The sequence below is a fragment of the Viridibacillus sp. d25.2 genome, from assembly GCF_055456015.2.
Genome location: NZ_CM196652.1, coordinates 3,898,714 through 3,924,165, shown reverse-complemented (window position 1 = coordinate 3,924,165; position 25,452 = coordinate 3,898,714). Strand labels below are relative to the sequence as shown.

Here is a 25,452-nt window from a genome sequence, read left to right as displayed (position 1 = left end):
TTAAATATAATAAAATCCCTTAGTCGAAGACGACTGAGGGATTTTCGTGATTATTGATTCTTATCTGATTTGTAATTTGATTTGAATCCAGAGCCATCATCATTATTTTTGTCTGATGTATTATTTGCGTCACCTGATTTATCTGTTAGTCTACTATCTGTTAAACCAAGTTGAGTACGTAAGGTGTTTTGTGTTTCTGCTAATGCATTTTGATCTAATTGATAGTAGTAAATGCCGGTAGAAGTATCATCATCACCTTTAAGAGATAATGTTTCTACATCTGGCATGCCACCTTTAATATACTCAAAGAATGATTTCATTTCATTGAAAGTCATATTTGTTTTCATATTTTTACCAACAGCTTCAAGTATATTATCGTATTTTGTAAATGATGTAACGGAAGATGCTTTTTTCAATATAGCAGCTAAAATCATTTGTTGACGTTCGCCACGTTGAATATCACTATCTTGTTTACGCGTTCTTGCAAGTGCTAATGCTTGACGACCATTTAACTTTTGCACACCAGGTTTTAGGTTAACTGTACGTTTATCATTTTCATCAAGTTCATGAAGTTCGTATGGAACGTCCACTTCAACACCGTCAAGAGCATCAACGATTTCGATAAAAGCATCAAAGTTTAAACGGTAATAATAATCAACCGGAACATTTAATAAATTCTCAACAGTATCAATCGTTGCGTTCGTACCACCAAGATGTGCGTGCGTAATCTTATCTTGCTTGTTTACATTTGGGATATAAACATAAGAATCACGAGGAATACTTAATAGTTTTACTGATTTTGATTTATTGTTTAATGTTGCAAGTAATAATGCGTCTGAACGGGAATGATCTGAACCTTGACCTCGTTCTTCACTATCATCGATACCAACAAATAGAATTGAAACATTATCCGTCATTGGTTTTACTGCCGATTTACGTAGATCCGACTTTACACGTGTATTGTCGTTGTCATATGCCTTATTAGCAGCTTCTTCTGCTTTCTTCGTTAACCAATATGCGTAGGTCCCAGTTGAGACAACCATCAGGGCAATAAGGATTAAAAATGTGCGTAATATCAGTTTTTTCTTTGAGGGCTTCTGTTTTCTTTGGCCCATTCTTAAATTCGTCATACATTATCTCCTCTAAATTAGGAATAAAAGCTATATATAAATATTGGACGGTTAGCCTATCCAAAAAGTTTCAATTTTGAATCTATAGCGAATTATATTATACTATGCGATTTTGTAACAGTAAAATTAAATTTATATTACTGTTTGTCGAATTCTAAAAACTCTTGTTTATGACAATTTATTTTACATTGTCCATTAGTCATTTCAATCATCCAATTCGTAAAGTCCTCTTCTTCCTCTTTTGGTACAAAAATATAAAAATCGACATCATCCGTATATTCAATCTTCTCTAATATATATGAGGAACTGCGAATAGTATTTTCTACTTTTCCTAACCATGTATAGCTAGTGGAAACTTTTATCAAACTATGAAGGCGACGTTCAACTACAGTTGCAGCTCCAATTCCAACTGTGGTTGATTTACCGTAAGCACGGACCAAACCACCAGCTCCCAGTTTAATGCCTCCAAAGTAACGAGTTACGACTACAACAGTATCTTTCAACTGTTGTTTTTTCAAAACTTCAAGCATAGGTACTCCGGCTGTACCACTAGGTTCACCATCATCATTCGCTTTTTGAATTTGATCGTGTTCACCTATTAAATAAGCCGAGCAATTATGGGTTGCAGAATGATGCTCTTTTTTTATCTTGTTAATAAATGCAATAGCTTCTTCTTCAGTCTCTGCACGCTCGCAATGCGCGATAAATCTCGATTTTGAGATGATTATTTCATCAGTTCCAAAGCTTTTTAGTGTATAATAGTTTTCTCTCATGGTAAACTCCTTAAATAAATCAATTTTTTTTTTGACATTTAGTTGACATGAAATTTTAATAAAAAATAATCATAAAAATGCTATAATTGAATTTGTGATACAGGAAAATAGGTACATGTATAGAATTTTAATATATGCTCATTATTTCTTCTAAATGTAGCACAAATTGTAAGGGGTATGTGTATGTTGGGAGACAAAATTGATATAAAATCATTAGATTTAATTTTTAATCGAATGGTAAAAACAATAGACGAATCTAAAAGCGATATTTTTACGATTAGTGAACAAAGTAGACGAACATTTGAAGAAATGAAAATCGAACTGGAAGAAGTTCGTGAAAAAATCGCTGATGTAATTACTGAAAATGACATTCTAGAGAACAAAACGAAATTTGCCAGAGGAAGATTAGCAGAAGTTTCAAAAAACTTCCAAACGTATTCTGAGTCTGAAATTCACAAAGCATACGATCAAGCAAACCAACTTCAAATACGTCATTCTGTTATCAAGGCTGAAGAAAAGCAGCTCCGTGAGAAAAGAGATGACCTAGAGAGAAGGATGCGCAACTTACTTGATACAATTGAAAAAGCAAATCACCTCGTAAACCAAGTGAATGTCGTATTAAACTATTTAACATTTGATTTGAAGCACGTCGGTCCTGCGCTCGAAAATGCGAAGATGAAAGAAGACTTTACAATTAAAATCATCGAAGCAACAGAAGACGAGCGTAAACGTATTTCTCGTGAAATTCATGATGGACCCGCACAAATGTTAGCCAATGTATTACTTCGCACAGATTTAATAAATCGCACATACCAAGAACGAGGGGTAGAAAAAGCACTACAAGAAATATTACAATTAAAAGACATGGTACGCGATGCGCTACATGAAGTAAGACGCATTATTTACGATTTACGTCCAATGGCTTTAGATGACCTAGGTATAATTCCTACACTAAAGAAATATCTTTCTTCAGTTGAAGAGTATAATAAAGGTACTGCAATTCATTTTCAGTCAATGGGTGAGCAAAAAAGAATGGGTACCAATTACGAGGTAGCCATTTTCAGACTTGTACAAGAATGTGTAAATAATGCTATAAAACATGGTAAATCACTTGAAATATGGGTTAAATTCGAATGGTTGGAAGAACATGCCAATGTAACTATAAAAGATGATGGTGTAGGATTCGATACTAATATTGTGAAAAAGAATTCATTCGGTTTAATTGGTATGCGCGAACGAGTTGAATTACTTAGTGGTAAAATGGAAATGATTTCTGAGGTTGAAAATGGAACTAGAATAATATTCAAAATTCCGCTAAATCATGAACAAAAGAATTAGAGTAGTATTAATTAGGAGGAATTTATATGACAAAAATAATAATAGTAGACGATCACCAATTATTCCGTGAAGGTGTAAAACGCATTTTAGATTTTGAAGATACATTTGATGTAGTAGCAGAAGGCGATGACGGTACTGATGTAGTCCAACTTTATGAAGATTATAGTCCAGATGTTGTATTAATGGATATCAATATGCCTCAAAAAAATGGTGTTGAAGCAACAGCTGAACTTTTAGAAAAATACGCTGATGCAAAAGTTATTATGCTTTCTATCCATGATGATGAATCATATGTTTCTCACGCATTAAAATCAGGTGCTCTTGGTTATATGTTAAAAGAAATGGATGCTGACGAAATTGTTGAAGCTATCAAGATTGTAGCTTCAGGCGGTTCTTACTTACATCCGAAAGTAACTAAAAACCTAGTTGCTGAATACCGTCGCTTAAGCGAACGCGAAAATAAAGGTTCATTCCATCAAACAGAAATTCGTCGTCCATTCCATTTGTTAACTAAACGTGAATGTGAAGTATTGCAATTATTAACTGATGGTCAAAGTAACCGTGCAATTGGTGAAACTTTATTCATCTCAGAAAAAACAGTTAAAAACCACGTATCAAGCATTTTACAAAAAATGAACGTAAATGACCGTACACAAGCTGTAGTTACAGCAATTAAAAACGGTTGGGTTGAAGTACGATAATTGTTCTGCTCTGTCTACATGATGATAGATTTACTCGCTGTAAGTGAATGTTCCGACGCATCGCTTGTGCTAAGTTATGAATTAGCCTATTATTAAGATTGCAGTTCAACTTTGAACATGACGCAATGTCAAAGCCTGCATTTAAAACTTGAAAAGTATTGGTCGAAAGAAATCTAATTTTAGTCTGCGATTAGCACTGCAAATTCATTTGCACGCATTCTATCATTATGTATTTTATGGTACCAAGCACACCCCTGTTTCTCTTTGTCGAGAAGCGGGGTTTTGTGTTTTTGTGCAACTTTAGCTTGATACAAACGTCATCTATTTGTAAATATTTTTTGAAAAGATATAGTGTTTTCATCGATAAAAAGGATTACTCTATTAGATGGAACTTTGTATAAAGCTATAAATTTTTAGGCAATCTGCAAATGTGCTACAATATCCGCGGGAGGTTTTGGAATTGAATATAAAAAGATGGTTGCTTGTCCCAGTATGTGCCTTATTGTTAGTGGCATGTGGCAATGATGACAGCAATAAAAAAGAAAATACTGGTTCAGTCAACGATGGTGAAAACCAAACAACTTCTAATGCAGTTGACCATAGTATTAAAGATAAAAGTGAAGATGCAGAAAATGGCGTAACAAAATCAGAAAAATCAGCTGCACCAGAAGCGACGTCGGCTGACGATAAATCAGTAGGTATTGAAATGTCAGGCGGTACAGTAAAAGAGGCTACAAACGTCCCTGCTGATGAGGAAAAGGTAATTCTCCAAGCATTTGACGAATACATTAAGGCTTTTAATGCTGAAGACATTAATCGATATAGCGAAACGCTGTCTAAAAAGCCTCAAGGATTTACTTTAGATGAGGATTTGGAACAGTTAAAGCGAATTTTTGAAGATTATAATACTAAGCGTACAGTAAAAGACGTTCGTATCATTAAGTATAATGAAAATGAAGCGCAAGTTTATGCCAATATTACAGTCGAAATGGAACAAGAGGATGGCAACAAATTTAAGCAGCCAGCCAAACAAGTTACTGTCTTTGCTAAAGAAGATGGCAAGTGGCTTGTTACAAGTTTATTCGCTGTTGGTTCAAAAGAAGACTAAGATATAAAGAAGCAGCTACTTATTAATAGGTAGCTGCTTTACTATTTTTTGTGAATAAAAACGAATAGTAGCGAAAAATAACATTCTTTGTAAACGTATTATTTTTCATTTCACTTTCTTACGATATTAATATACTATTGAAGTAGGAGTGTGAACGATTAATGACAACTGCCATAGTAACAGATAGTACAGCATACTTAACGCAAGCCGAGCGTGATCAATATAATATTCGCATGGTACCTTTAAGTGTTGTAATTAAACATGAAACTTTTGAGGAAGAAGTAAACTTAACAACTACTGATTTTTATGATAAAGTGCGAAATGAAAACGAGCTTCCAAAGACGTCACAACCAGCAATTGGTACTTTTGTGACATTATTTGACGAGCTTTCTAAAGATTACGATGAAGTTGTGGCTATACACTTATCGAGTGGTATTAGTGGTACATATTTAGGAGCTTTACAAGCTGGTGAAATGGTTCAAGACATTGATGTCTATGGATTCGACAGTGAAATCTCTTGTGCAGTTCAAGGCTTCTATGTATTAAAAGCTGGTGAAATGGCCCAAGAAGGAGCATCTGCTAAAGAAATTTTAGAAGCGCTTGAAGAAATGCGAAAAACATTGCGAGCATATTTCATGGTAGACGACTTAGCGCACTTACAACGAGGTGGTCGCTTATCTGCAGCCCAAGCACTAATCGGTGGACTTTTACAAGTTAAGCCGATACTACATTTTGAAAACAAAGTCATTGTACCCTTCGAAAAAATTCGTACACGTAAGCGTGCTCTTAAACGTGTAGAAGATATGCTCGGCGAAGACGCCGCAAAATACGATCATCTTGATGCAGTAGTAATACACGCTAACTGTGAAGATGAAGCAAAAGAGTGGATGGCAACGTTGCAAGATAGATTCCCAAATGTTAACGTTAAATTAAGCTACTTCGGCCCTGTTATTGGGACTCATCTAGGCGAAGGCTCTATGGGTCTAGGTTGGGTAAAAAAATAAAGTAAAAGAAGAAACCTCCTTACACGATGTAGGGCACTGAAAAAGTCCATAAAATGAATTTTAGCCATGGTGGCAACGATTAATGTTTCCGCCATGGCTTTTTCTTCGATGCCGTTAATTTCCGTTCCGGCGGACGCTTTCCTGGGGGCGAACCTTGAGCCTCCTCGTCGCAAACGCTCCTGCGGGGTCTCAAGATGTTCGCTAGTTCCCCAAGGAGTCGCCACCTGCACTCCAATCAACTAGTTTTATCGTTTTTCTGAGTATTTCAGTCTTACAGATTCACACCTACCCCTTAATAATGAAAGACTAATTCAAGGTGGTGCTGTCCATGATTTCTAAACAAGAAACATTCAAAATCCGCATGGCTACAATACGGCAAAATCGGCAGATTTATTTGGCCTGGAGGTCCAAGGAGCTACAACAATATTTGCGGTGAATTTGAAACGTATCTTGAAGCTATTAAAGAAGAATAAGGGAAATACAAAAAAACACAGGCAATTTCTGTTCAAACTCGAACAAAAGTGCCATTATTGAAGATCAATACATTTTTAAAATAAGTTTTTCAGTGCCATTACATGATGTAGGGGTGGTTTCTTGATTAATTTTAATAAAAATTTGATATTCTATTGGACTTGAATACTTAATTGATTAATTGTAAAATAAATCCATACCTAACCCCTAGTTAGGAGGAATTAGTTGAAAAAACACTTAGTAAGGAAACGAAATAAGATCCATAGATATATCGGCACCTTAGAAAATCCGACATTGCGTGATTTCCTAACAGGTCGCATTTGGTTACGCGACTATTCACCCTTCTCAGATGAACTAATCACCCAACACATCAAACTTGGCTACATCGCCACTCTCCCAGGTGTGAAGAAAAATTCCAAAATGAATTCCCGATTTAAACGTTCGAACTATACATGCAATCGATGTGCTAATAATAAACAATACTTGTTTGTAACCTATAATTGTGCGGCCTGTCAGCAAGCTTGTGTCTATTGTAGACATTGCATCCGTATGGGCCGTGTTAGTAGTTGCTCTGATCTTATTAAATGGGTTGGACCAACAACTAGAAAATCAACCAACCATAGATTTGCATGGACAGGTACCTTTACGCCCTATCAGCAAAAAGCTTCCAAAGAACTTATTCAAAGTATAAAAGCAAACAGAGCTCATTTAATCCATGCAGTTTGCGGTGCCGGAAAAACAGAGATATTATTCCCGGCTATTCACGAATGTTTAAAGAAAGGAAAACGAATTGCGGTTGCAACACCTAGAACGGATGTTGTATTAGAGTTAGCACCGCGCATTCAACAAGTTTTCCCAAAGACAAAAATGCAAGCGCTCTATGGTGGCGCAGAAGTCGACAATACTTACGCCCCGTTGATCATCGCGACAACGCACCAGTTGTATCGTTTTGAAAATGCTTTTGATATTATCATTGTCGATGAAGCTGATGCATTCCCGTATACACATGATGAAACTTTACAACAGGCAGTTATCAAAGCTAAAAAAAGGACAGCACCCATAATGTACGTAACAGCAACACCATCTGAAAAATTGCTCGGTCAAATAAAAAAACAGCAAGGCGGGTATTCTTTCATTCCAAGAAGATATCACGGACATCCACTGCCAGTGCCACGCTATGAATCATTATGGCGATACTCAAAACAAATTGAAGCAAATAGATTACCAAGAAAACTTATTCAATGGACAAAAAAACAGGTACAAGAAAATAAACCTTTTCTCATTTTCTTCCCAACTATTGCGCTAATGGAAAAGGCCATCTCATTATTTCAGCAGCTTGACCCAAGCATTCAAGCAGTTCATGCAGAAGACCCGAAGCGAAAAGAAAAAGTATTAGAACTCCGTGCAAAGAAAGTAAGGGGATTATTAACAACAACTATTTTAGAACGAGGTATTACAATTCCAAACGTACAAGTAGCGGTAGTGGGAGCTGAAAGTGGGATTTTCACTTCCAGCGCGCTCATTCAAATTGGGGGGAGAGTTGGACGCTCCTTTGAATGTCCTACTGGGGATCTCGTTTTCTTTCACCACGGTATCTCGATTGAAATGGATCGAGCAACAAAGGAAATTAAACGTTTCAATAATACGGAGCTAACAACGATATGAGTATTATTTGTTACCTATGTTCAAAACCACTAACAAGACGTTTGACATGGAAACAGCTCTTTATGTATGAACAACAGGCAGTCACTTGTGCTTCTTGCCATAACAAATTTGAAATTGTTAAACCCGAACAACAAAAGTCTCAAGATATCCAAGCATTATTTCATTATAATGAAGCAATGAAAGACTTCCTTCATCAATATAAGTTTTTTAAAGATATTGTGTTAAAAGATGTGTTTAGATTTGAAATTGCCCAAGCGCTTAAAAATACTGATGCAGTCATTGTGCCAATTCCGATGCATCCAGATAAAATAAAAACACGCACCTTTGCCCATATTGACGAATTACTGAAAGCGTCAGGAATTCCCTATACACATTTGCTCGAGAAAATTTCAATTGAATCACAATCATCTAAATCAAAAATAGAACGTGAACAAAGCGTACAGCTATTTCAATTAAAAGCAAATAGTAAAATTGAAGATCGACCTCATATTTTAATAGATGATATTGTGACAACTGGAACTACATTAAAACATGCCAAAGCGATACTCACTGCGGCTGGAGCACCCTCTGTGAAAGCGTTCACTCTAATTCAAGGTTTGTAAAAAAGATACAAGAAAACGTGCAATTCTGTACAAACTCCCTATACTTTATAAATTTTAGGTTGATTTTGCCGACAATATAACTAGTATATTAAGTAGTAGAAATTAAATTCCAGGGGGTAAGAGCATGGGTGAATTGCGAAGTTGTCCTAAATGTGGGGACTTTTATAACTATACTGGCATTAGAGAAGTTTGCGGAAAATGTGCCCAAGATGAAGAGAAAATGTACGAGGTAGTCTACCGCTTCTTACGCAAACGCGATAATCGAGCAGCAACAGTCGACCAAATTGTTGAAGCAACAGGTGTAGAAGAAGACTTACTACATAAGTGGGTAAGGAAAGGGCGCTTACAACCAGCTATGTTCCCAAACCTAGGTTATCCTTGTGACAGCTGCGGAGGTTTAACGACGAAAGGTAAACTCTGCACTAAATGTCAAGGGGATCTAAAATCAGATCTCAATAAATTCGAAGCAGCAAGAGAATTTAGAACAAGCGTAGAAGAATCAGAACGAGCAACATACTACGCAGACGTTAACAAGAAAAAGTAATAGAATGTAAATCTTCGCATACGTAGTATGTGGGGATTTTTTGTTTTTGATGATAGATGAGGTTTATGGGTAAGTAGCTTGTGAGACGGGCTAAAGCGGGAGTGAGAAGCGCTAAAGCGGGAGTGAGTAGGGGTAGAAGTTGAGTGAGTAGTGCCAAAGCTGGGATGAGTAGCGCTAAAGCGGGAGTGAGAAGCGCTAAAGCGGGAGTGAGAAGCGCTAAAGATGGAATGAGTAGCGCTAAAGCCAGTGAGTAGCGCCAAAACGAGAGCGAGTAGCGATAAAGCGAGAGCGAGTAGCGCTAAAGCGGGAGTGAGAAGCGCTAAAGCCAATGAGTAGCGCTAAAGCGGGAGTGAGAAGCGCCAAAGCCAGTGAGTAGCGCCAAAGCGAGAGTGAGAAGCGCTAAAGCGGGAGTGAGTAGCGCCAAAGCCAGTGAGTAGCGCCAAAACGAGAGCGAGTAGCGCCAAAGCAGGAATGAGTAGCGCTAAAGCGGGAGTGAGTAGCGCCAAAGCGGGAGCGAGTAGCGCTAAACCTGGAGCGAGTAGCGCCAAAGCGGGAGCGAGTAGCGCTAAAGCCAGTGAGAAGCGCCAAAGCAGGAGCGAGTAGCGCTAAAGCGGGAATGAGTAGCGCCAAAACGAGAGCGAGTAGCGCTAAAGCGGGAGTGAGAAGCGCTAAAGCCAGTGAGTAGCGCCAAAACGAGAGCGAGTAGCGCCAAAGCCAGTGAGTAGCGCCAAAACGAGAGCGTGAAGCGCTAAAGCGGGAGCGAGTAACGCCAAAGCAGGAGTGAGTAGCGCCAAAGCGGGGCCGAGAAGCGCCAAAGCAGGAGTGAGAAGCGCCAAAGCAGGAGTGAGAAGCGCTAAAGCGGGAGCGAGTAACGCCAAAGCAGGAGTGAGTAGCGATAAAGCGAGAGTGAGTAGCGCCAAAACGAGAGTGAGTAGCGCCAAAGCGGGAGCGAGTAGCGCTAAAGCGGGAGCAAGCAGCGCCATAAACCCCATCAACTCTCCTCCAACAAATAAGGCATATAGCACTAGCTACTAAAAAACAGAGTAGGATGTCTTTCGCTTTTATTACAAAATACTTAACATCGATATAAACTAACCGAAATAATGAATATATAAAAGGAACGATTGAGAGGAGGCCATTCTATATGAAAATTTTCAACTACGGCGTGAATGCTGTAAACCCATATAAAAACCAGCCTGTAAAATCAGATTTTGCTAAGCAATCAGTAGCTAAAACGGCAGATCAGCTTGAAATTTCATCAGCTGCAAAAGATCTTCAAGGAATCGTTAGTTATGCAGATGAAAGAGCAGAACGCGTACAAGCATTAAAAGCACAAATTCAAGAGGGCAACTATAAAGTAGACGCAAAACAAGTCGCTTCAGATATATTGAAATATTATCGCCCATAACCAAAAGGAGTATGAGAAATGTCCATTGAAATGATTTTATCCAAGATGGATAAATTAGAAAAAATGCATAAAAGCCTGTTAGAACTTGCGTATAAGAAAACAGAGTTCACCACAACAGGAGACATGGACGGACTCGATCAATTGCTCAAGGATGAGCAATCGCATGTAGCTGCAATCTCACAGCTCGAGCAACAGCGTCAGCAAGCGGTAACGGATTACCTTAGAGCAAAAGGAATTGCTCCTGCTGAACACGCAACTGTCGCTCAAGTAATGGAAGTAGCTGATACGCCAATTGAACAACACAAATTAGACGAAGCACGCAAAAAACTTCTACTCGTCATCGAAACACTGAAACATCAAAATGACCTAAACCAAAAAATGATTTTCCAATCACTACAGTTTGTCAATCTGACATTAGATATGCTGCGACCACAACCCAATCAAATTAACTACTCACAAAAAGAAGTTCGCGGTAGTACTTTAAAAACAAGTTTTGATTCACAAGCATAATAAACTAAAGGAGGAAACAAAATGCGCTCCACATTTATGGGATTAGAAACAAGTAAACGAGGTCTATTCACACAACAAAGTGCTCTGTACACAACAGGTCATAACATCTCTAACGCCAACACAGTTGGGTATTCACGCCAACGTGTCAACATGCAAGCAACACTAGGTTATCCAGGTGTTGGCTTAAACGCTCCGAAGACAGCCGGTCATATAGGTACGGGAGTAGAAGCAGGGTCTGTAGAACGTATTCGTGATCAGTTTGTTGATAGACAGTATAGACAAGCCACGACGGCATTAGGCTACTGGGGTGCAAAAACAGAATCGATCGGTCAAATGGAAGATATTATGTCTGAGCCTTCTGACTATGGCTTAAAGCAAGCATTCAATGACTTTTATAAGTCAATGCAAAACATCGGTACAAAATCAGCAAATTCAGCTACACGTACAGTCGCTTTAGAGCGTGCTGCTCATTTAGCAGATTCTTTTAACTACATAAATGGACAACTCAAGGAAGTTCAAGGAAACTTAAAAAACCAACTAAATGTTGAAACAGATAAGATTAACTCAATATTACGTCGAATAGCTGAAATTAATGAACAAATTCAAAAAGTTGAACCAAATGGCTACTTACCTAATGATTTGTATGATGCACGCGATAATTTAATTGACGAATTATCGGGATATGTACCAATTGAAATAAGCTATACAAAATCAGGTGGAAACGCCTTAGGGATTGCTGAAGGCTCAGTAGTTATTAAATTTAAAGGTACGGATACAACACTTGTTGAAGGTAATAAAGTCGCACAATTACAAGCACAAGGTAAAAAATTAGATAAAGATGGTAATATAACTGGAGGGGCCGAAGCGCTAACTAAAGATTTAACCGAATTCCAAGCGTTTACTGGCTTTGGTGTTTCGGACTTAGTTAAAGTAGAAGAAGCTATAAATTTACAGTCAAATCAATTTGCAAGCAAAGCCATAAAGGTAGCTGACTTGACAATTGGTGGAGGGAAGATGATTTCTCTAGCTCATTCATATGGATATGAAGATGCTGGAAGTGCATTACCAAAAGGTGATTATCCAAGCACCCTACAAGATTTAAGTAAACTTGCAAAAGCATTTGTCAGTGCATTTAATCAGATTCATAAAGAGGGTTACCAATTGAATAGTTCTACAAAAGGAGAGGACTTCTTTGCAATTGATGCTGACGGTAAAGTAACAGTTAAGATTACAAATCCTTCAGAAATTGCAGCATCAACGGCACCTGAAGAGGAAGGTAATGGTAAATTAGCTAATGTTTTATCTAATTTAGAAACAACCTCTTTATCAGATGGTAAAGTAATTGATTTAGGTAATGGGACTTCAATTACATTATCGTTCCCAAAAGATATAGATTTAGAAGGAGCTACAACACAGTCATTTTACCAAGGTCTTATAGGTAAAATAGGTGTAAATGGATCAGAAGCCCTAGATAAGGCGTCAAGTATAGCACTAAATCAATTAAATATTAGTAACCGTCGTGACTCCAATAGCTCAGTATCACTAGATGAAGAAATGACGAATATGATCATGTTCAATCAAGCATATAATGCTTCAGCACGTATGATAACAGTAGTAGACGAAACATTAGATAAAATCATCAACGGCATGGGCCGAGTAGGGATATAGGGGGCTAGTTAAATGCGAATGACACAATCGATGTTATCCAATAATATGTTGCGTAATTTGAGTAACAGTTACAACAAAATGGGTAAGTTGCAACAACAAATAACTTCAGGTTCTAAGCTTACACGCCCCTCTGATGATCCAGTAGCAGCAGTTTTAGGGATAGGTTATAGAACAGATCTAACAAAAGTATCTCAATTCACTCGTAATATGAATGAAGTAAACAATTGGCTAGACACGACAAATGAATCACTTAGTCAAGTAGGTAATGCTTTAAAACGTGTACAAGAACTTGTCACACAAGCTGCCAATGATACAAATACAGATGAAGATCGCCAAAAGATTAAAACTGAGATTGATGAAATACGTAAACAAATCCGTGATGTAGCGAATACACAAAGTGGAGAACAATATATCTTTAGTGGGACCAAAACGTTAGAACCATTATTTCCAAATTCATCTGCCAATGCTGGTGCAACTGATCCACTTCCAACCCTTAAAGGAAATAATGAGTCTGTAGACATCGAAGTGTATAACGGTGTGACATTGGGCGTGAATATTAAAGGTAAGGAACTTTTTGCAAACATTGATAAACTAATGCAAGATATTCAAGTAGCAATGAACGATACAGATACACTCAATGCAGGTACTACATCTGGGACAGCTATTGGGAACTTACTAGGTGATATTAGTAAGGAACAAAATTCAGTATTAGATTCCCTTGCTCAAGTTGGTGCAAAACAGAATCGTGCAGACATGATGACGGATCGCCTCTCCGCACAAGAATTAAATGTTACGAGACAAATGTCTAACAATGAAGATATAGACTATGAAAAAGTAATTACACAATTAATCACAGAAGAATCGATCCACCGTGCATCATTATCTGTAGGTGGCCGTATCATTCAACCTACTTTAGTAGATTTTCTATAATCAATACTTAGCCAAAAGGCTCTCGCTACTATAGAGCGAGAGCCTTTTTCAAAGGAGTGAAATTGCTATGAAGCTTGATCAAATTCAAATTCGTACTACAGATGCAAAAGTGGGTCTCAATATTATTGATCCAGTACAGGTTATTAAACAACCACGAGCGCAGCAACATATCGAACAACCTGCAGCTACTTTACAAATGAGTTCGGAATCGGCTAAATTACTAATAGATTCTTCTCAGGCTCATCGAGATTTAGGTTTATATACAACTCGCGAATCTATTCAGAAATTTGCGAGTGACGGCCGACAAAAAGGTTTAGAAGGCGTAGGTAGACGAGCTAGTGAAGGTCGCCAAATGATGAATATTGGTAAAGGAAAAGGTAATGTAATTCCTTCTATTGCCCAAAGTAATGCAAACCCGCCACCTAAAAATCTCGGAATTGCTTGGAAGCCATCAGTCGGAGCAGTGAAAATAAAATATGTACCTGATCAACTAAATATTAATATTACCCGTCAAGATCCAAAAATTAGCGTTCAAATTGGTAAAGTAGTACATGACTACAAACAAGGTGATGTAACTGGAACAATGCTACAATATCCATCAGTAGAAACTACGGTTATTAAAGGAGAATAAAGATGAACATCGAAACAAAATTTTTAGGCTCAGTAGAAATTGAAAAAGAAAGTGTAGTTACATTTGAAGAGGGTATTCCTGGTTTTGAAGAATCCACAAAATATGTTTTACTACCATTAGAAAAAGATTCACCATTTGGTATATTGCAATCGATTGAACATGTCGAAGTCGGATTTGTCGTTGCTTTTCCCTTCTTAATTAAAAAAGATTATGCATTCGACTTATCAGATTCAGATAAAAAAGCATTACAAGTTAAAGCGGAGTCTGATATTATTACATATTCCATAGTTACATTAAAGGACCCGTTCGAATCATCCACTCTAAATTTATTAGCACCAGTGCTCATTAACGTCAAAGAAAAAGTAGGGAAACAAATCGTTCTCCAAGATAATGAGAAATACGCACTACGCCATCCGATCGGTACAGTGGAAGGAAGTGTGAAATAATGCTAGTCCTAACTCGTAAAAAGGGAGAATCTATTATGATTGGTGACCAAATTGAGCTAAAGGTACTTTCGGTAGATGGTGAGCAAGTCAAGCTAGGAATCGTTGCCCCGAAATCGGTGAAAGTGCATCGCTCAGAGGTTTATCAAGCCATTCAAGAGCAAAATAAAGAAGCGCTGAATATTCCACAATCATTATTAGAACAGCTCTCAAAAAAAACTTTTAAAAAAATCTAAAAAACTATTAAACATTTATATAAAGGTACGATATAAGAAGTGTAAAGCAGGAGGTAAGCATAAGCGAACCACTAGCTAAGCAATCCACATGGATGTGGAAAAAATAAAACAATTTCAAGGAGGAATCTCACAATGAGAATTCAACACAACATTTCAGCTTTAAACACACACCGTAACTTAGGTTTTAACAATGCACAATCAGCTAAAAACCTAGAAAAATTATCTTCAGGTTACAAAATCAACCGCGCTGGAGACGACGCAGCTGGTCTTGCTATCTCTGAAAAAATGCGTGGACAAATCCGCGGTCTTGACATGGCTACTAAAAACTCTCAAGATTCAATCTCTCTTATCCAAACTGCTGAGGGTGCACTTAACGAAACTCACTCAATTTTACAACGTATGCGTGAATTAGCTGTACAATCTGCGAATGATACAAATACAGACACTGATCGTACCAACCTTCAAGATGAGGTAAACCAATTAGCTTCAGAAATTACACGTATTGCTAATAACACAGAATTCAACACTAAAAAGTTAACTGATGGTTCATTCAGTGGTACAGATTTAACATTCCATATTGGTGCTAACGAAGGACAAAACGTAAAATTAACAGTTGGCGCAATGGATGCTGTTACTTTAGGTGTGGCGAAAGATGGATCAGGAACTAATGCGAAGGCTGGTGCAGATGCTAGCGGTAAAATCACACAAGCAAAAACTGATACAGGTATTAATATTTCAACACAATCTGGCGCAGATGCTGCAATTACGGATATTAATACTGCATTAGAGACAGTTTCAAAAGAACGTTCAAAACTAGGTGCTTACCAAAATCGTTTAGAACATACAATTAATAACTTAGGAACATCATCAGAAAACTTAACAGCTGCTGAGTCACGTATCCGTGATACAGATATGGCTGCAGAAATGATGGCATTCACTAAAAATAACATCTTAACTCAAGCAGCACAATCTATGTTAGCTCAAGCAAACCAACAACCACAAGGTGTGCTTCAATTATTACAATAATCTTTTAAAAAAAGAAGTCAAACTCAAATTGAGTTTGACTTCTTTTTTAGTTTTATATTAAAAATATAAGAGGCATGATATCAATAATAACTAAGAATGAATATAATTTTGTATTTCTATGTTTATTGATAATTGAATTAGGGACTTTATTATTTTTTACATAATATCCTATTAATTGTTGGAAATGAATAATTTACGCTATTCAATATTTACGAATACGAATAAAGAATTACTTTAAATTGGCTGAACTATTATGTTTGGTAGTCATGTATTTTGTTTGTCAGTTAACGATAAAGAGTGCATATAGCAACTCTGGGGAATTACACAAAATTAATCAAAGTTTGAGGAAATCATATTCTCAAATAATACATATTAATATTAAAATACTTCTATAAAGAACTTTTTTATAATCATAGTATGATGAGTATTTTTTGAATCTTCTTTGTATATCTCAATAAATATTATATAGACTTTATTTTTTACTAGAATAACCGATATTAAATATATTAAAAAGTTAATGATTCCAGTAATAGAAAAGAGGATAATGAAATGAATATAGAAATAATAGAAATACAAAATTCGTATTATGATTATGTGAAAAAAGTGGGGGAAGGTTGCACTGTTATTGCAGATTTAATACAACAGGAAAAAACACAAAAAGCACTCTTGAATATACTAAATTTTACAGAAGGTCTTAATTGGATATTGAGGGTTGAAGATATTATGTTAGGACATCAATATTCTATAGAAAGTTCTATGCAAAGAGCTAACGAGTTTCTAGTTGAAATTAATCACGCGTTAGAAAATAATGATTATGTACTTGTGGCAGATTTATTAGAATATGAAATCAAACCAATATTTGACCAAGCGAAATTACGTAAATTCACATTAGTCAGCAACTAAAAATATAGGGGTTAGTTTAGAATGAGGAATATTTACGATATATTAAAAGAGAAAAACTTTGAACTCTATGAAAAGATGATGAACAATAAAATTAAGAATAATGTATTAATAGAAGCGGCGAAAAACAATGAGAAAACTTTAAAATATGTCACAAATGAAAAAGCTATTTATATTCATAGTAAGTATAATCCACTAAAAGAGGCAGATATTTATATAGAGCAATTTTCAAATATACATGAATACGAACATGTCTTATTTGTAGGGACTGGATTAGGGTATCATATTAAAAAGATAGTAGATAAATATCCAGGGATTGAATTTTCTATATATGAACCTAATTTAGATATATTAAAAAGCTTTTTTCAAATGCCATTTTCAAAACATATAGTTTCAAATAGATGTCATTTAATATTTAGTCAAGCATCTGAATTAGATAATATTGATGCAAAATCAGTACTATTTATTAAGAAAACATTAATTATCAAGCTACCATTTACAAAAAGAATTTATACAAATACAATCGAACACGAATTAACAAAAATAGTAAATGACCTGAAAAATAAGAAAAGGAGTTTTGCCATTGATTCAACTTTTCAAAAAAGATGGATAGTTAATTCAATGCTAAATTTCCCTAAATTAATTGAAACACCAAATATTCTTAGGGATATTGATCGGGAGTTTATTAAAAATAAACCAGCTATCTTAGTGTCAGCAGGACCATCATTAATGTTAGAATTAGACAGGCTACGATATATAAAAAAACATAAACTAGCATATATATTTTCTGTGGGATCTGCTATTAATACATTGATCGAAAATAATATATTTCCTGATGCAGCTTGTACTTATGATCCATCAATGGAAAATCAGTTTGTCTTTGATAAAGTTAAGGAAAGGGATATTACAACGATACCCCTGATTTTTGGAAGTTCAGTTGGATTTGAAACTTTGGAAAATTATCAAGGTCCATTAATCCATATGATTACAAGCCAAGATAGAATTTCAGAAAAATTAATCGATAATAGAGAGAATATTGAAATAGTATTAGATGCACCTTCTATAGCTATTGTTACATTACAATTGTTATTATCTTTGGGGGTATCTAAAGTAATATTAGTTGGACAAAATTTTGCTTACCTTAATAATAAACGATATGCAGAAGGTATTAATTATGAATTTATTGAGAATAAATTAAGTGACAATGAATTAGAAGAAATAATTATGATAGACGATGTCAATGGTAATAAAGTTGCTTCATCAATGGGATATATATCCATGAAAAATAACTTTGAATATTTTTTATCTCAAAATTCTTATACAAGTATCATTAATACTACTCAGCATGGTGCGAATATTAAAGGGACAACTTTTAAGTATCTTGAAAAAGTAATTGAAGAAGACCTATACATAGATAATATTATTGATGAATATTGGTACCTAGCAAGACCGAGCTATAATCTAAATCATATTGAAAATAAAGTAAATCTTTTAAACGAAATGCTAAATGAATTACCAAATAAAATAAATGAAGCTTTAAATAAATTGCAGGAAATAGAAAAATCCTTAGATAATAACAAATTGTCTAAAATGGAACTACTTTTTCTTGATTTCGACAAATCTTTATCTGCAATAAAAAGTAATGATTTTTATAGTTCAATTATAGAACCGATGGTAAGTGTAAAAAATGATATTCTCTATGAAAAATCTAAATTTATTAAAGAGGAAAAAAATATACGCAAGAAGGCAACTCAAGTGTTGGATAACTTTGGGGACTTTTTAAAGGTAATCAGAAGTAATTATGAATTTATAAAGCCAATTTTTAAAGAATTTGAACAAGAAATGAAGAAAAAAGGTGTACGAATAAATGACTAAAAAAATCCTAGTAACCGGAGCAGATGGTTTCATCGGCTCTCATTTAACAGAGGAATTAGTAAGACAAGGTTACGATGTACGTGCTTTTGTTTACTATAATTCTTTCAATTCATGGGGATGGCTAGACCAAACCTCAAAAGATATTAAAAATTCATTGGATATATTTTCTGGTGATATCCGTGACCCTTTTGGAGTAAAAGAAGCGATGAAAGGTTGTACCCATGTATTGCACCTAGCATCGCTTATTGCCATTCCTTATTCATACCATTCACCTGCTACGTATATTGATACAAATATAAATGGGACGCTTAATATTGTACAAGCTGCACGCGAGTTAGGTTTGGAAAAGGTGGTGCATACGTCTACTAGTGAAGTTTATGGAACAGCTCAGTATGTACCGATTGACGAGAACCATCCCTTACAAGGACAGTCACCATATTCTGCTTCTAAAATTGGTGCAGACCAAATGGCATTGTCGTTCTATCGTTCATTTGATACACCAGTTTCAGTGATTCGTCCTTTTAATACATACGGTCCTCGTCAATCAGCACGTGCAGTAATTCCGACAATTATTAGCCAACTAGCTAATGGTAAAACGGTAATTAAATTAGGCGCTATTAGTCCAACACGTGACTTCAACTATGTGAAGGATACAGTTGGTGGCTTTATTTCGGTTATGGAGTCTGAAAAATCATTAGGTGAAGTCATTAACGTGGGCTCAAATTATGAAGTATCGATAGGGGAAACAGCTAAAATGATTGCTGATATTATGGGTGTGAATTTAACAATTGAAACAGACGAACAGCGTTTACGTCCAGAAAAAAGTGAAGTAAATCGCCTATGGGCTGAAAATAAAAAAGCTAAAGAATTAATTGGCTGGCAACCAAAGTATGGTAGTAAGGATGGCTTCCGCCGGGGCTTAGAAGAAACGATTGAATGGTTTACTAATCCGAAGAATTTAGCTCAATATAAGGCAGATGTATATAATATATGAACACTCAATGGTTAGGATTCACAAAACAGATTAAAGAGCATTATAAGAAGGATTTTGTGCCACTGCATGAACCCACATTCAATGGCAAAGAGTTAGAGTATGTTACAGACTGTGTTCAAACTGGGTGGGTATCGTCCGTTGGTTCATATGTGACACGCTTTGAGGAGGACTTAGCACGCTTTACAGGTGTAAAACGTGCTGTTGCCGTCATGAATGGTACAGCTGCATTACATATTGCGTTAAAAATTGCAGGTGTACAAGCAAATGAAGAAGTTTTCATGCCTGCTTTGACATTTATTGCCACTGCGAATGCGACGTCTTATATAGGAGCGGTTCCACATTTTGTCGATGTTTCTGAAAAAACATTTGGTCTTGATCCTCAAAAGTTAGAAACACATATCCTAGCAATTGGCAAAGTGAAAAATGGACAATTAATCAATAAAGAAACAGGTCGTGTCATTCGAGCTGTCGTTCCGATGCATACTTTTGGACATCCTGTTGAACTAGAAGAATTACAATTGGTCTGTGAAAAATATCATTTAGTATTAGTAGAGGATGCTGCAGAATCATTAGGATCTTACTATAAAGGGAAGCATACAGGTGGTTTTGGTAAAGTAAGTGCGCTTAGCTTTAATGGTAATAAAATCATCACAACAGGTGGTGGTGGTGCCATTTTGACCGACGATGAAGAGCTAGCAAACTATGCTAAACATATTACAACAACAGCAAAAGTACCGCATTGTTGGGAATACGAGCACGATGAAGTAGCTTATAATTATCGTTTGCCAAATATTAATGCGGCATTGGGTTGTGCACAGCTTGAGAAGATATCACAATTTATTGAACAGAAGCGAACATTAACAGCTTTTTATGAAAAGATAGTTGCTCCGTTAGAAGGTGTTACACTTTTTAAAGAACCAAAAGACACATTAAGTAACTACTGGCTACAAACATTAATTTTAGATGATAAATTAGTTAGAGGTGAAGTGCTAAACTTCTTAAATAAAAACGGTATAATGAGTCGCCCGATTTGGACACCAATGCACTATTTAAAACCTTATATAGAATGTCCAAAATCTGATTTATCAACCATTGAAAGTTTGAGCGAGAAAATTATTAATATTCCGAGTACACCGATAAAAGAGGGGTAAATATTTGAAACGAAAAATATGTGTTGTTACTGGAACACGAGCAGAATATGGCTTACTTTCTAGGCTAATGAATGAAATCAAGGAAGATGCTTCTTTAATTTTACAAGTAGTAGTAACAGGGATGCATTTATCCCCTGAATTTGGTTTGACCTATCAACAAATTGAAGAAGATGGTTTTAAAATCGATGAAAAAGTAGAAATGCTCATCTCAGGAGATACTACTATTGCTATTACAAAATCTCTTGGATTAGGAACGATTGGTTTTTCAACAGCATTTGAACGTTTACAACCAGATCTTATTGTCCTATTAGGAGATAGGTTTGAAATCTTTGCAGCTGCTCAAACTGCGTTAATTATGAGAATGCCAGTAGCTCATATTTCAGGTGGAGAACTAACTGAAGGTGTAATTGATGAAGCAATTCGGCATTCGATTACAAAAATGAGTCATATTCATTTTCCTGCTAATGAAGAATATCGTAATCGGATTATTCAACTTGGGGAACAGCCGAATAAGGTATTTAATGTTGGGGATCCAGGTGTCGAGAATATAAGGAAAATGAAGCTACTTTCTCTAGATGAATTACAATATTTTTATCAAATGAAAGTAGAAAGAATATTTTTGGTAACTTTTCATCCTGCAACATTGGAGAATAATATTGCTGAGGAGCAAATGGAGAACTTGCTAGCAGCATTAGATGAATTTCCAACATATCCTGTAATATTTACAAAATCAAATGCTGATACAGATGGTAGGAAAATCAATGAATTAATTGATAATTACGCGCTAAAACATCCACAAAGAGTGAGAGTCTACTTCTCCCTAGGGCAACTAAGATATCTTAGTACATTAAAATACAGTTCAGTTGTAATAGGAAACTCTTCAAGTGGTATCGTAGAGGCGCCTGTAATGAAAGTTGCGACTGTCAATATTGGTGATAGGCAAAAGGGGCGTTCAAAAGCTACTAGTATTATTGATTGTGGTACTTCCGTTAGGGAAATTTCAGATGCTATTCGTAATGCTATATCAGAAAAATTCCAACGACAATTAACTGATATTAAATTAAAGTACGATGGAGAGTCTACTTCTGAAGAGATTAAAGAAATATTAAAAAATATTTCTTTAAATGGAATTTTAAAAAAGAAATTCTACGATAATGTAAATAGATAGGATGATTTAATTTGTATCGAATTGGTGGAGATATTGAGATTGATACTTCTCTGCTGTTATCCACCAAAAAGCGTGAGATAACAGAGTTAACACGAGAATATGAACATATAATTTGGACTGATATTGGCCGATCGGCACTTTATTTGGCATTAAAAGATATAGAGAAACGTAAGGGTAAAAAGATAGCCTATTTGCCTTCATTTATTTGCGATGCAGTTAAGCAACCATTCATTGAATGTAATTTTCAAGTTAAGTATTATTCAATGGGATATGATTTGCAAACTCCTACTTTTTTACCTGAAACACTTAATGGTGAAGTGTTTTTATTTGTAAATTATTTTGGGCATTATAATTATTCAGTGAGTAATTGGATTAGCAAAAAAAAGAAGGAAAATACATTCTATGTAATTGAAGATTGTGCTCAAGCAGCTTTTACAGTTCTCCCTCAAAATAACTCTGATTATATTGTATATAGCTATAGAAAATTTACTCCACAACCAGATGGTGCATTACTTATTGGTAAAAATAAATTTATAATTGGTAATTCAATTGATAGATACAATGAAGAGTTTTTGAATAATCAAGTAAAAGGGAAAATTATTCGTTCCTTAACAGAAGATTCTTCATGTTTTTTGAATTTATTGAAATCTTCTGAGTGTAGTTTAGACAATCGCATTATTCCACATCAGATGTCACAATTATCTATATTTTTAATGGAAAGAATAGATTTTAATGAATATTGTAATTCACGTAAAAAAAATTGGGTACTATTAAATTTAGCGCTACAAGAAAACATGTCGTTAAAAAATAAATTACATGCTATGTTTCATAAACTTGAAGAATGGGAAGTTCCTTTGGGTTATCCACTGGTTGTTTATAATGGAATGAGAAATAACTTGCGTAGTTATCTAATGCAACATAATATATTTTGTCCCATCCATTGGAATATTAGTTATGCAATGGATGAAAATGATGACAAATTAAGTGCAAGTATTATTACTTTACCTATTGATCAAAGAATGAATGAAGAACATATTTTATATTTAATCAAAATTATTAATCAATTTTATTTAAAGGTGGAAAAATAATGGGTACATATATTATTGCTGAAGCAGGAGTTAATCATAATGGAGATATGAAATTAGCGAAATTACTTATAGATATTGCTGTAGAGGCAAAAGTGGATGCTGTGAAATTTCAAACATTTAAAACTGAAAATGTAATTAGTGCAAAAGCTCCTAAAGCTGAATATCAAATTACTAATACTGGTAACGACGAATCTCAATTTGAAATGGTGAAAAAATTAGAATTATCTTTTGATGATTTCAAAGAATTGAAAAGCTATTGTTCTAAAAAAGGCATTGAATTTTTATCTACCCCGTTTGATATCGATAGTGCTATTTTTTTATTAGAGGATATTCAAATGCAGACAATTAAAATCCCCTCGGGCGAAATTACTAATGCCCCATTATTATTAAGTATTGCTAGAAAATCCCCTAAAATAATTCTCTCAACAGGAATGGCTACACTTGGAGAAATTCAAAATGCGTTAGGTGTTTTAGCTTTTGGTTTATTAAATGAACAAAAGGAGCCTTCAATTGAGGCTTTTCAAACCGCTTACATATCTAATGAAGGGCAAAGTATATTAAATAAACATGTAACATTACTACATTGTACAACCGAATATCCTGCTCCGGTAGAAGATGTGAATCTATTGGCTATGAATAGTATGAGATCAGCATTTGGTTTACCTGTAGGATATTCTGATCATACTGAAGGAATTGCAATAACTACCGCTGCTGTTGCACTAGGTGCTACAGTTATTGAAAAACATATTACTTTTGATAAACAAGCAGATGGTCCAGATCATATTGCATCGCTTACACCTGAGGAATTAATTGCAATGGTAGAAAACATTCGACTTGTGGAAAATGCTAAAGGAAATGGAATTAAAATCCCATCAAAATCAGAGTTAAAAAATATAAATATTGCACGAAAAAGTTTAGTAGCTAAAAAGGAAATTCTAGTGGGAGAAAAATTTTCTTCAGATAATATAACATTTAAACGTCCTGGTAGCGGAATATCCCCTTACTTTTTTTGGGACATTCAATCTCATCGTGCAATACATGCTTTTAAAGAAGATGAAGAGATTAAACTAGTATGATTGTCTCTTACAAGGAAGCCGTAAAGATCTTTGACAAAATACCAGATGCACAGAAATCTCTTTATCTTCATCCTGATTATGTAATTTTGGATGCTAAGGCTAAAGGTGATGTGGAACCATATTTCTTTGCAATTATGCAAGATGAAAATATATTTTACCATGCTTTTCAAATTGGGGTTGTAATGGATACGTCATATAAAGATATTCAATCTGCATATGGATACGGAGGACCAATTTGTATTGGAAGTCAATGTTTTCTAAGACAAGTAATTGATTCGTATTTAACATGGTGTACCGAAAATAATGTAATAGTAGAGTTTATTCGTTTTCATCCACTTCTAAAAAATCATATAAATTATTATGGAAAAGTTATAAATAACAGACAAACAATTTATATTGATTTAACAGTAGTCGATTTATTAAAGAGCTTTAGTACGAGAGTTAGAACAGCTATCCGTAAATCACATAAAAGCGGGGCTAGTGTTGTGTTCTCAAAGTCTCCAAAATATCTTTCTGCGTATATTAAAATTTATAATTCCCTAATGAAGGAAAAAGGTGCAGGAATTGATTACTTTTTTAGTCAAGAATATTACATGAAATTGCTAAATAATGAATATACCCATTTAGTAAGTGTACTAAATGCCGATAAAGAGATAGTAGGTTCAGCAATCTTTTTTACATGTGGTGATATTGCAGAGTATCATTTATCGGCTTCTAATGAAGAAGGTAAACAATTAAATGCTTCCAATCTTCTATTGTATGAAATAGCTAAATTTTCAAAAGAAAAAGGATATAAAAAGATGTATCTAGGTGGAGGAACTACTTTCAAAAAAGAAGACTCACTACTGTTTTTTAAAAAAGGATTCTCAAAAGAAATGGAATCATTTTACATAGGGAACTATATATTCAATGAAAAGGTTTATCAACAAATAAAAATGAACCAAATTAATTCAAAAAATAATGATATTAATTCTGAAAAGATACTATTTTATAGATGATTTGGGGGAGAAAA

The 25,452-nt window shown here is 35.1% G+C and carries 25 protein-coding genes; 23 read left to right on the top strand and 2 right to left on the bottom strand.

Annotated elements, in window-relative coordinates; translation table 11 throughout:
* Positions 1–50 precede the first annotated feature (50 nt).
* Both ACZLO7_RS19320 and ACZLO7_RS19315 read right to left on the bottom strand, forming a co-directional pair.
* Positions 51–1,130 carry an LCP family protein gene (locus tag ACZLO7_RS19320; protein ID WP_464938217.1) on the bottom strand — a complete coding sequence of 360 codons (1,080 nt, stop codon included), beginning with the start codon at positions 1,128–1,130 and terminating at the stop codon, positions 51–53.
* A 137-nt stretch (positions 1,131–1,267) separates the two neighbouring features.
* Complete coding sequence (locus ACZLO7_RS19315; RefSeq protein ID WP_464938218.1) at positions 1,268–1,903, bottom strand: YigZ family protein; 636 nt, start codon at positions 1,901–1,903, stop codon at positions 1,268–1,270.
* A gap of 183 nt (positions 1,904–2,086) precedes the next feature.
* Between ACZLO7_RS19315 and ACZLO7_RS19310 the strand changes: the two genes are divergently transcribed.
* From ACZLO7_RS19310 to ACZLO7_RS19200, 23 genes are all read left to right on the top strand, one after another.
* Positions 2,087–3,241, top strand: a complete 1,155-nt coding sequence (locus ACZLO7_RS19310; protein WP_464938219.1) for a sensor histidine kinase — start codon at positions 2,087–2,089, stop codon at positions 3,239–3,241.
* A gap of 26 nt (positions 3,242–3,267) precedes the next feature.
* On the top strand, positions 3,268–3,942 hold the full coding sequence (locus ACZLO7_RS19305; RefSeq protein ID WP_464938220.1) for a response regulator: 675 nt from the start codon (positions 3,268–3,270) through the stop codon (positions 3,940–3,942).
* A gap of 460 nt (positions 3,943–4,402) precedes the next feature.
* Positions 4,403–5,050 (top strand): nuclear transport factor 2 family protein, encoded by a 648-nt coding sequence (locus ACZLO7_RS19300; protein WP_464938221.1) that lies wholly within the window; start codon positions 4,403–4,405, stop codon positions 5,048–5,050.
* Positions 5,051–5,211: 161 nt separating this feature from the next.
* Complete coding sequence (gene fakB, locus ACZLO7_RS19295; protein WP_464938222.1) at positions 5,212–6,054, top strand: fatty acid kinase binding subunit FakB; 843 nt, start codon at positions 5,212–5,214, stop codon at positions 6,052–6,054.
* A gap of 696 nt (positions 6,055–6,750) precedes the next feature.
* Positions 6,751–8,190, top strand: a complete 1,440-nt coding sequence (locus tag ACZLO7_RS19290; protein WP_464938223.1) for an ATP-dependent helicase ComFA — start codon at positions 6,751–6,753, stop codon at positions 8,188–8,190.
* A complete protein-coding gene (locus tag ACZLO7_RS19285) occupies positions 8,187–8,792 on the top strand; it encodes a ComF family protein (RefSeq protein WP_464938224.1) in 606 nt (201 codons plus the stop codon). Before ACZLO7_RS19290 ends, ACZLO7_RS19285 begins: the two co-directional genes overlap by 4 nt.
* A gap of 124 nt (positions 8,793–8,916) precedes the next feature.
* Positions 8,917–9,336, top strand: coding sequence for a TIGR03826 family flagellar region protein (locus ACZLO7_RS19280; protein WP_464938225.1), 420 nt, complete (start codon positions 8,917–8,919; stop codon positions 9,334–9,336).
* A 1,144-nt stretch (positions 9,337–10,480) separates the two neighbouring features.
* The gene (gene flgM, locus ACZLO7_RS19275) at positions 10,481–10,744 is read left to right on the top strand and encodes a flagellar biosynthesis anti-sigma factor FlgM (RefSeq protein WP_464938226.1); all 264 of its coding nucleotides are present in this window, start codon (positions 10,481–10,483) and stop codon (positions 10,742–10,744) included.
* A gap of 18 nt (positions 10,745–10,762) precedes the next feature.
* The gene (locus ACZLO7_RS19270; protein ID WP_464938227.1) at positions 10,763–11,254 is read left to right on the top strand and encodes a flagellar protein FlgN; all 492 of its coding nucleotides are present in this window, start codon (positions 10,763–10,765) and stop codon (positions 11,252–11,254) included.
* A gap of 21 nt (positions 11,255–11,275) precedes the next feature.
* Positions 11,276–12,922, top strand: coding sequence for a flagellar hook-associated protein FlgK (flgK, locus tag ACZLO7_RS19265; RefSeq protein WP_464938228.1), 1,647 nt, complete (start codon positions 11,276–11,278; stop codon positions 12,920–12,922).
* A gap of 12 nt (positions 12,923–12,934) precedes the next feature.
* Positions 12,935–13,852 (top strand): flagellar hook-associated protein FlgL, encoded by a 918-nt coding sequence (flgL, locus tag ACZLO7_RS19260; RefSeq protein WP_464938229.1) that lies wholly within the window; start codon positions 12,935–12,937, stop codon positions 13,850–13,852.
* Positions 13,853–13,919: 67 nt separating this feature from the next.
* Positions 13,920–14,483 carry a DUF6470 family protein gene (locus tag ACZLO7_RS19255; RefSeq protein ID WP_464938230.1) on the top strand — a complete coding sequence of 188 codons (564 nt, stop codon included), beginning with the start codon at positions 13,920–13,922 and terminating at the stop codon, positions 14,481–14,483.
* A gap of 2 nt (positions 14,484–14,485) precedes the next feature.
* Positions 14,486–14,929, top strand: coding sequence for a flagellar assembly protein FliW (fliW, locus tag ACZLO7_RS19250; protein ID WP_464938231.1), 444 nt, complete (start codon positions 14,486–14,488; stop codon positions 14,927–14,929).
* The gene (gene csrA, locus ACZLO7_RS19245) at positions 14,929–15,162 is read left to right on the top strand and encodes a carbon storage regulator CsrA (protein WP_464938232.1); all 234 of its coding nucleotides are present in this window, start codon (positions 14,929–14,931) and stop codon (positions 15,160–15,162) included. The genes fliW and csrA overlap by 1 nt, the downstream gene beginning before the upstream one ends.
* 132 nt (positions 15,163–15,294) lie before the next feature.
* The gene (gene hag, locus ACZLO7_RS19240) at positions 15,295–16,188 is read left to right on the top strand and encodes a flagellin Hag (protein ID WP_464938233.1); all 894 of its coding nucleotides are present in this window, start codon (positions 15,295–15,297) and stop codon (positions 16,186–16,188) included.
* 549 nt (positions 16,189–16,737) lie between these two features.
* Positions 16,738–17,091: a DUF8042 domain-containing protein gene (locus ACZLO7_RS19235; RefSeq protein ID WP_464938234.1), complete on the top strand. Its 354-nt coding sequence runs from the start codon at positions 16,738–16,740 to the stop codon at positions 17,089–17,091.
* A gap of 21 nt (positions 17,092–17,112) precedes the next feature.
* Positions 17,113–18,963, top strand: a complete 1,851-nt coding sequence (locus ACZLO7_RS19230; protein ID WP_464938235.1) for a motility associated factor glycosyltransferase family protein — start codon at positions 17,113–17,115, stop codon at positions 18,961–18,963.
* Complete coding sequence (locus ACZLO7_RS19225) at positions 18,956–19,957, top strand: NAD-dependent 4,6-dehydratase LegB (protein WP_464938236.1); 1,002 nt, start codon at positions 18,956–18,958, stop codon at positions 19,955–19,957. Before ACZLO7_RS19230 ends, ACZLO7_RS19225 begins: the two co-directional genes overlap by 8 nt.
* The gene (locus ACZLO7_RS19220) at positions 19,954–21,108 is read left to right on the top strand and encodes a LegC family aminotransferase (RefSeq protein ID WP_464938237.1); all 1,155 of its coding nucleotides are present in this window, start codon (positions 19,954–19,956) and stop codon (positions 21,106–21,108) included. The genes ACZLO7_RS19225 and ACZLO7_RS19220 overlap by 4 nt, the downstream gene beginning before the upstream one ends.
* 4 nt (positions 21,109–21,112) lie before the next feature.
* Positions 21,113–22,276, top strand: coding sequence for a UDP-N-acetylglucosamine 2-epimerase (gene neuC / locus ACZLO7_RS19215; RefSeq protein WP_464938238.1), 1,164 nt, complete (start codon positions 21,113–21,115; stop codon positions 22,274–22,276).
* 11 nt (positions 22,277–22,287) lie between these two features.
* Positions 22,288–23,364, top strand: coding sequence for an aspartate aminotransferase family protein (locus ACZLO7_RS19210; RefSeq protein ID WP_464938239.1), 1,077 nt, complete (start codon positions 22,288–22,290; stop codon positions 23,362–23,364).
* Positions 23,364–24,440 (top strand): N-acetylneuraminate synthase, encoded by a 1,077-nt coding sequence (neuB, locus tag ACZLO7_RS19205; RefSeq protein ID WP_464938240.1) that lies wholly within the window; start codon positions 23,364–23,366, stop codon positions 24,438–24,440. The genes ACZLO7_RS19210 and neuB overlap by 1 nt, the downstream gene beginning before the upstream one ends.
* A complete protein-coding gene (locus tag ACZLO7_RS19200; protein ID WP_464938241.1) occupies positions 24,437–25,438 on the top strand; it encodes a GNAT family N-acetyltransferase in 1,002 nt (333 codons plus the stop codon). Before neuB ends, ACZLO7_RS19200 begins: the two co-directional genes overlap by 4 nt.
* Positions 25,439–25,452: the final 14 nt, after the last annotated feature.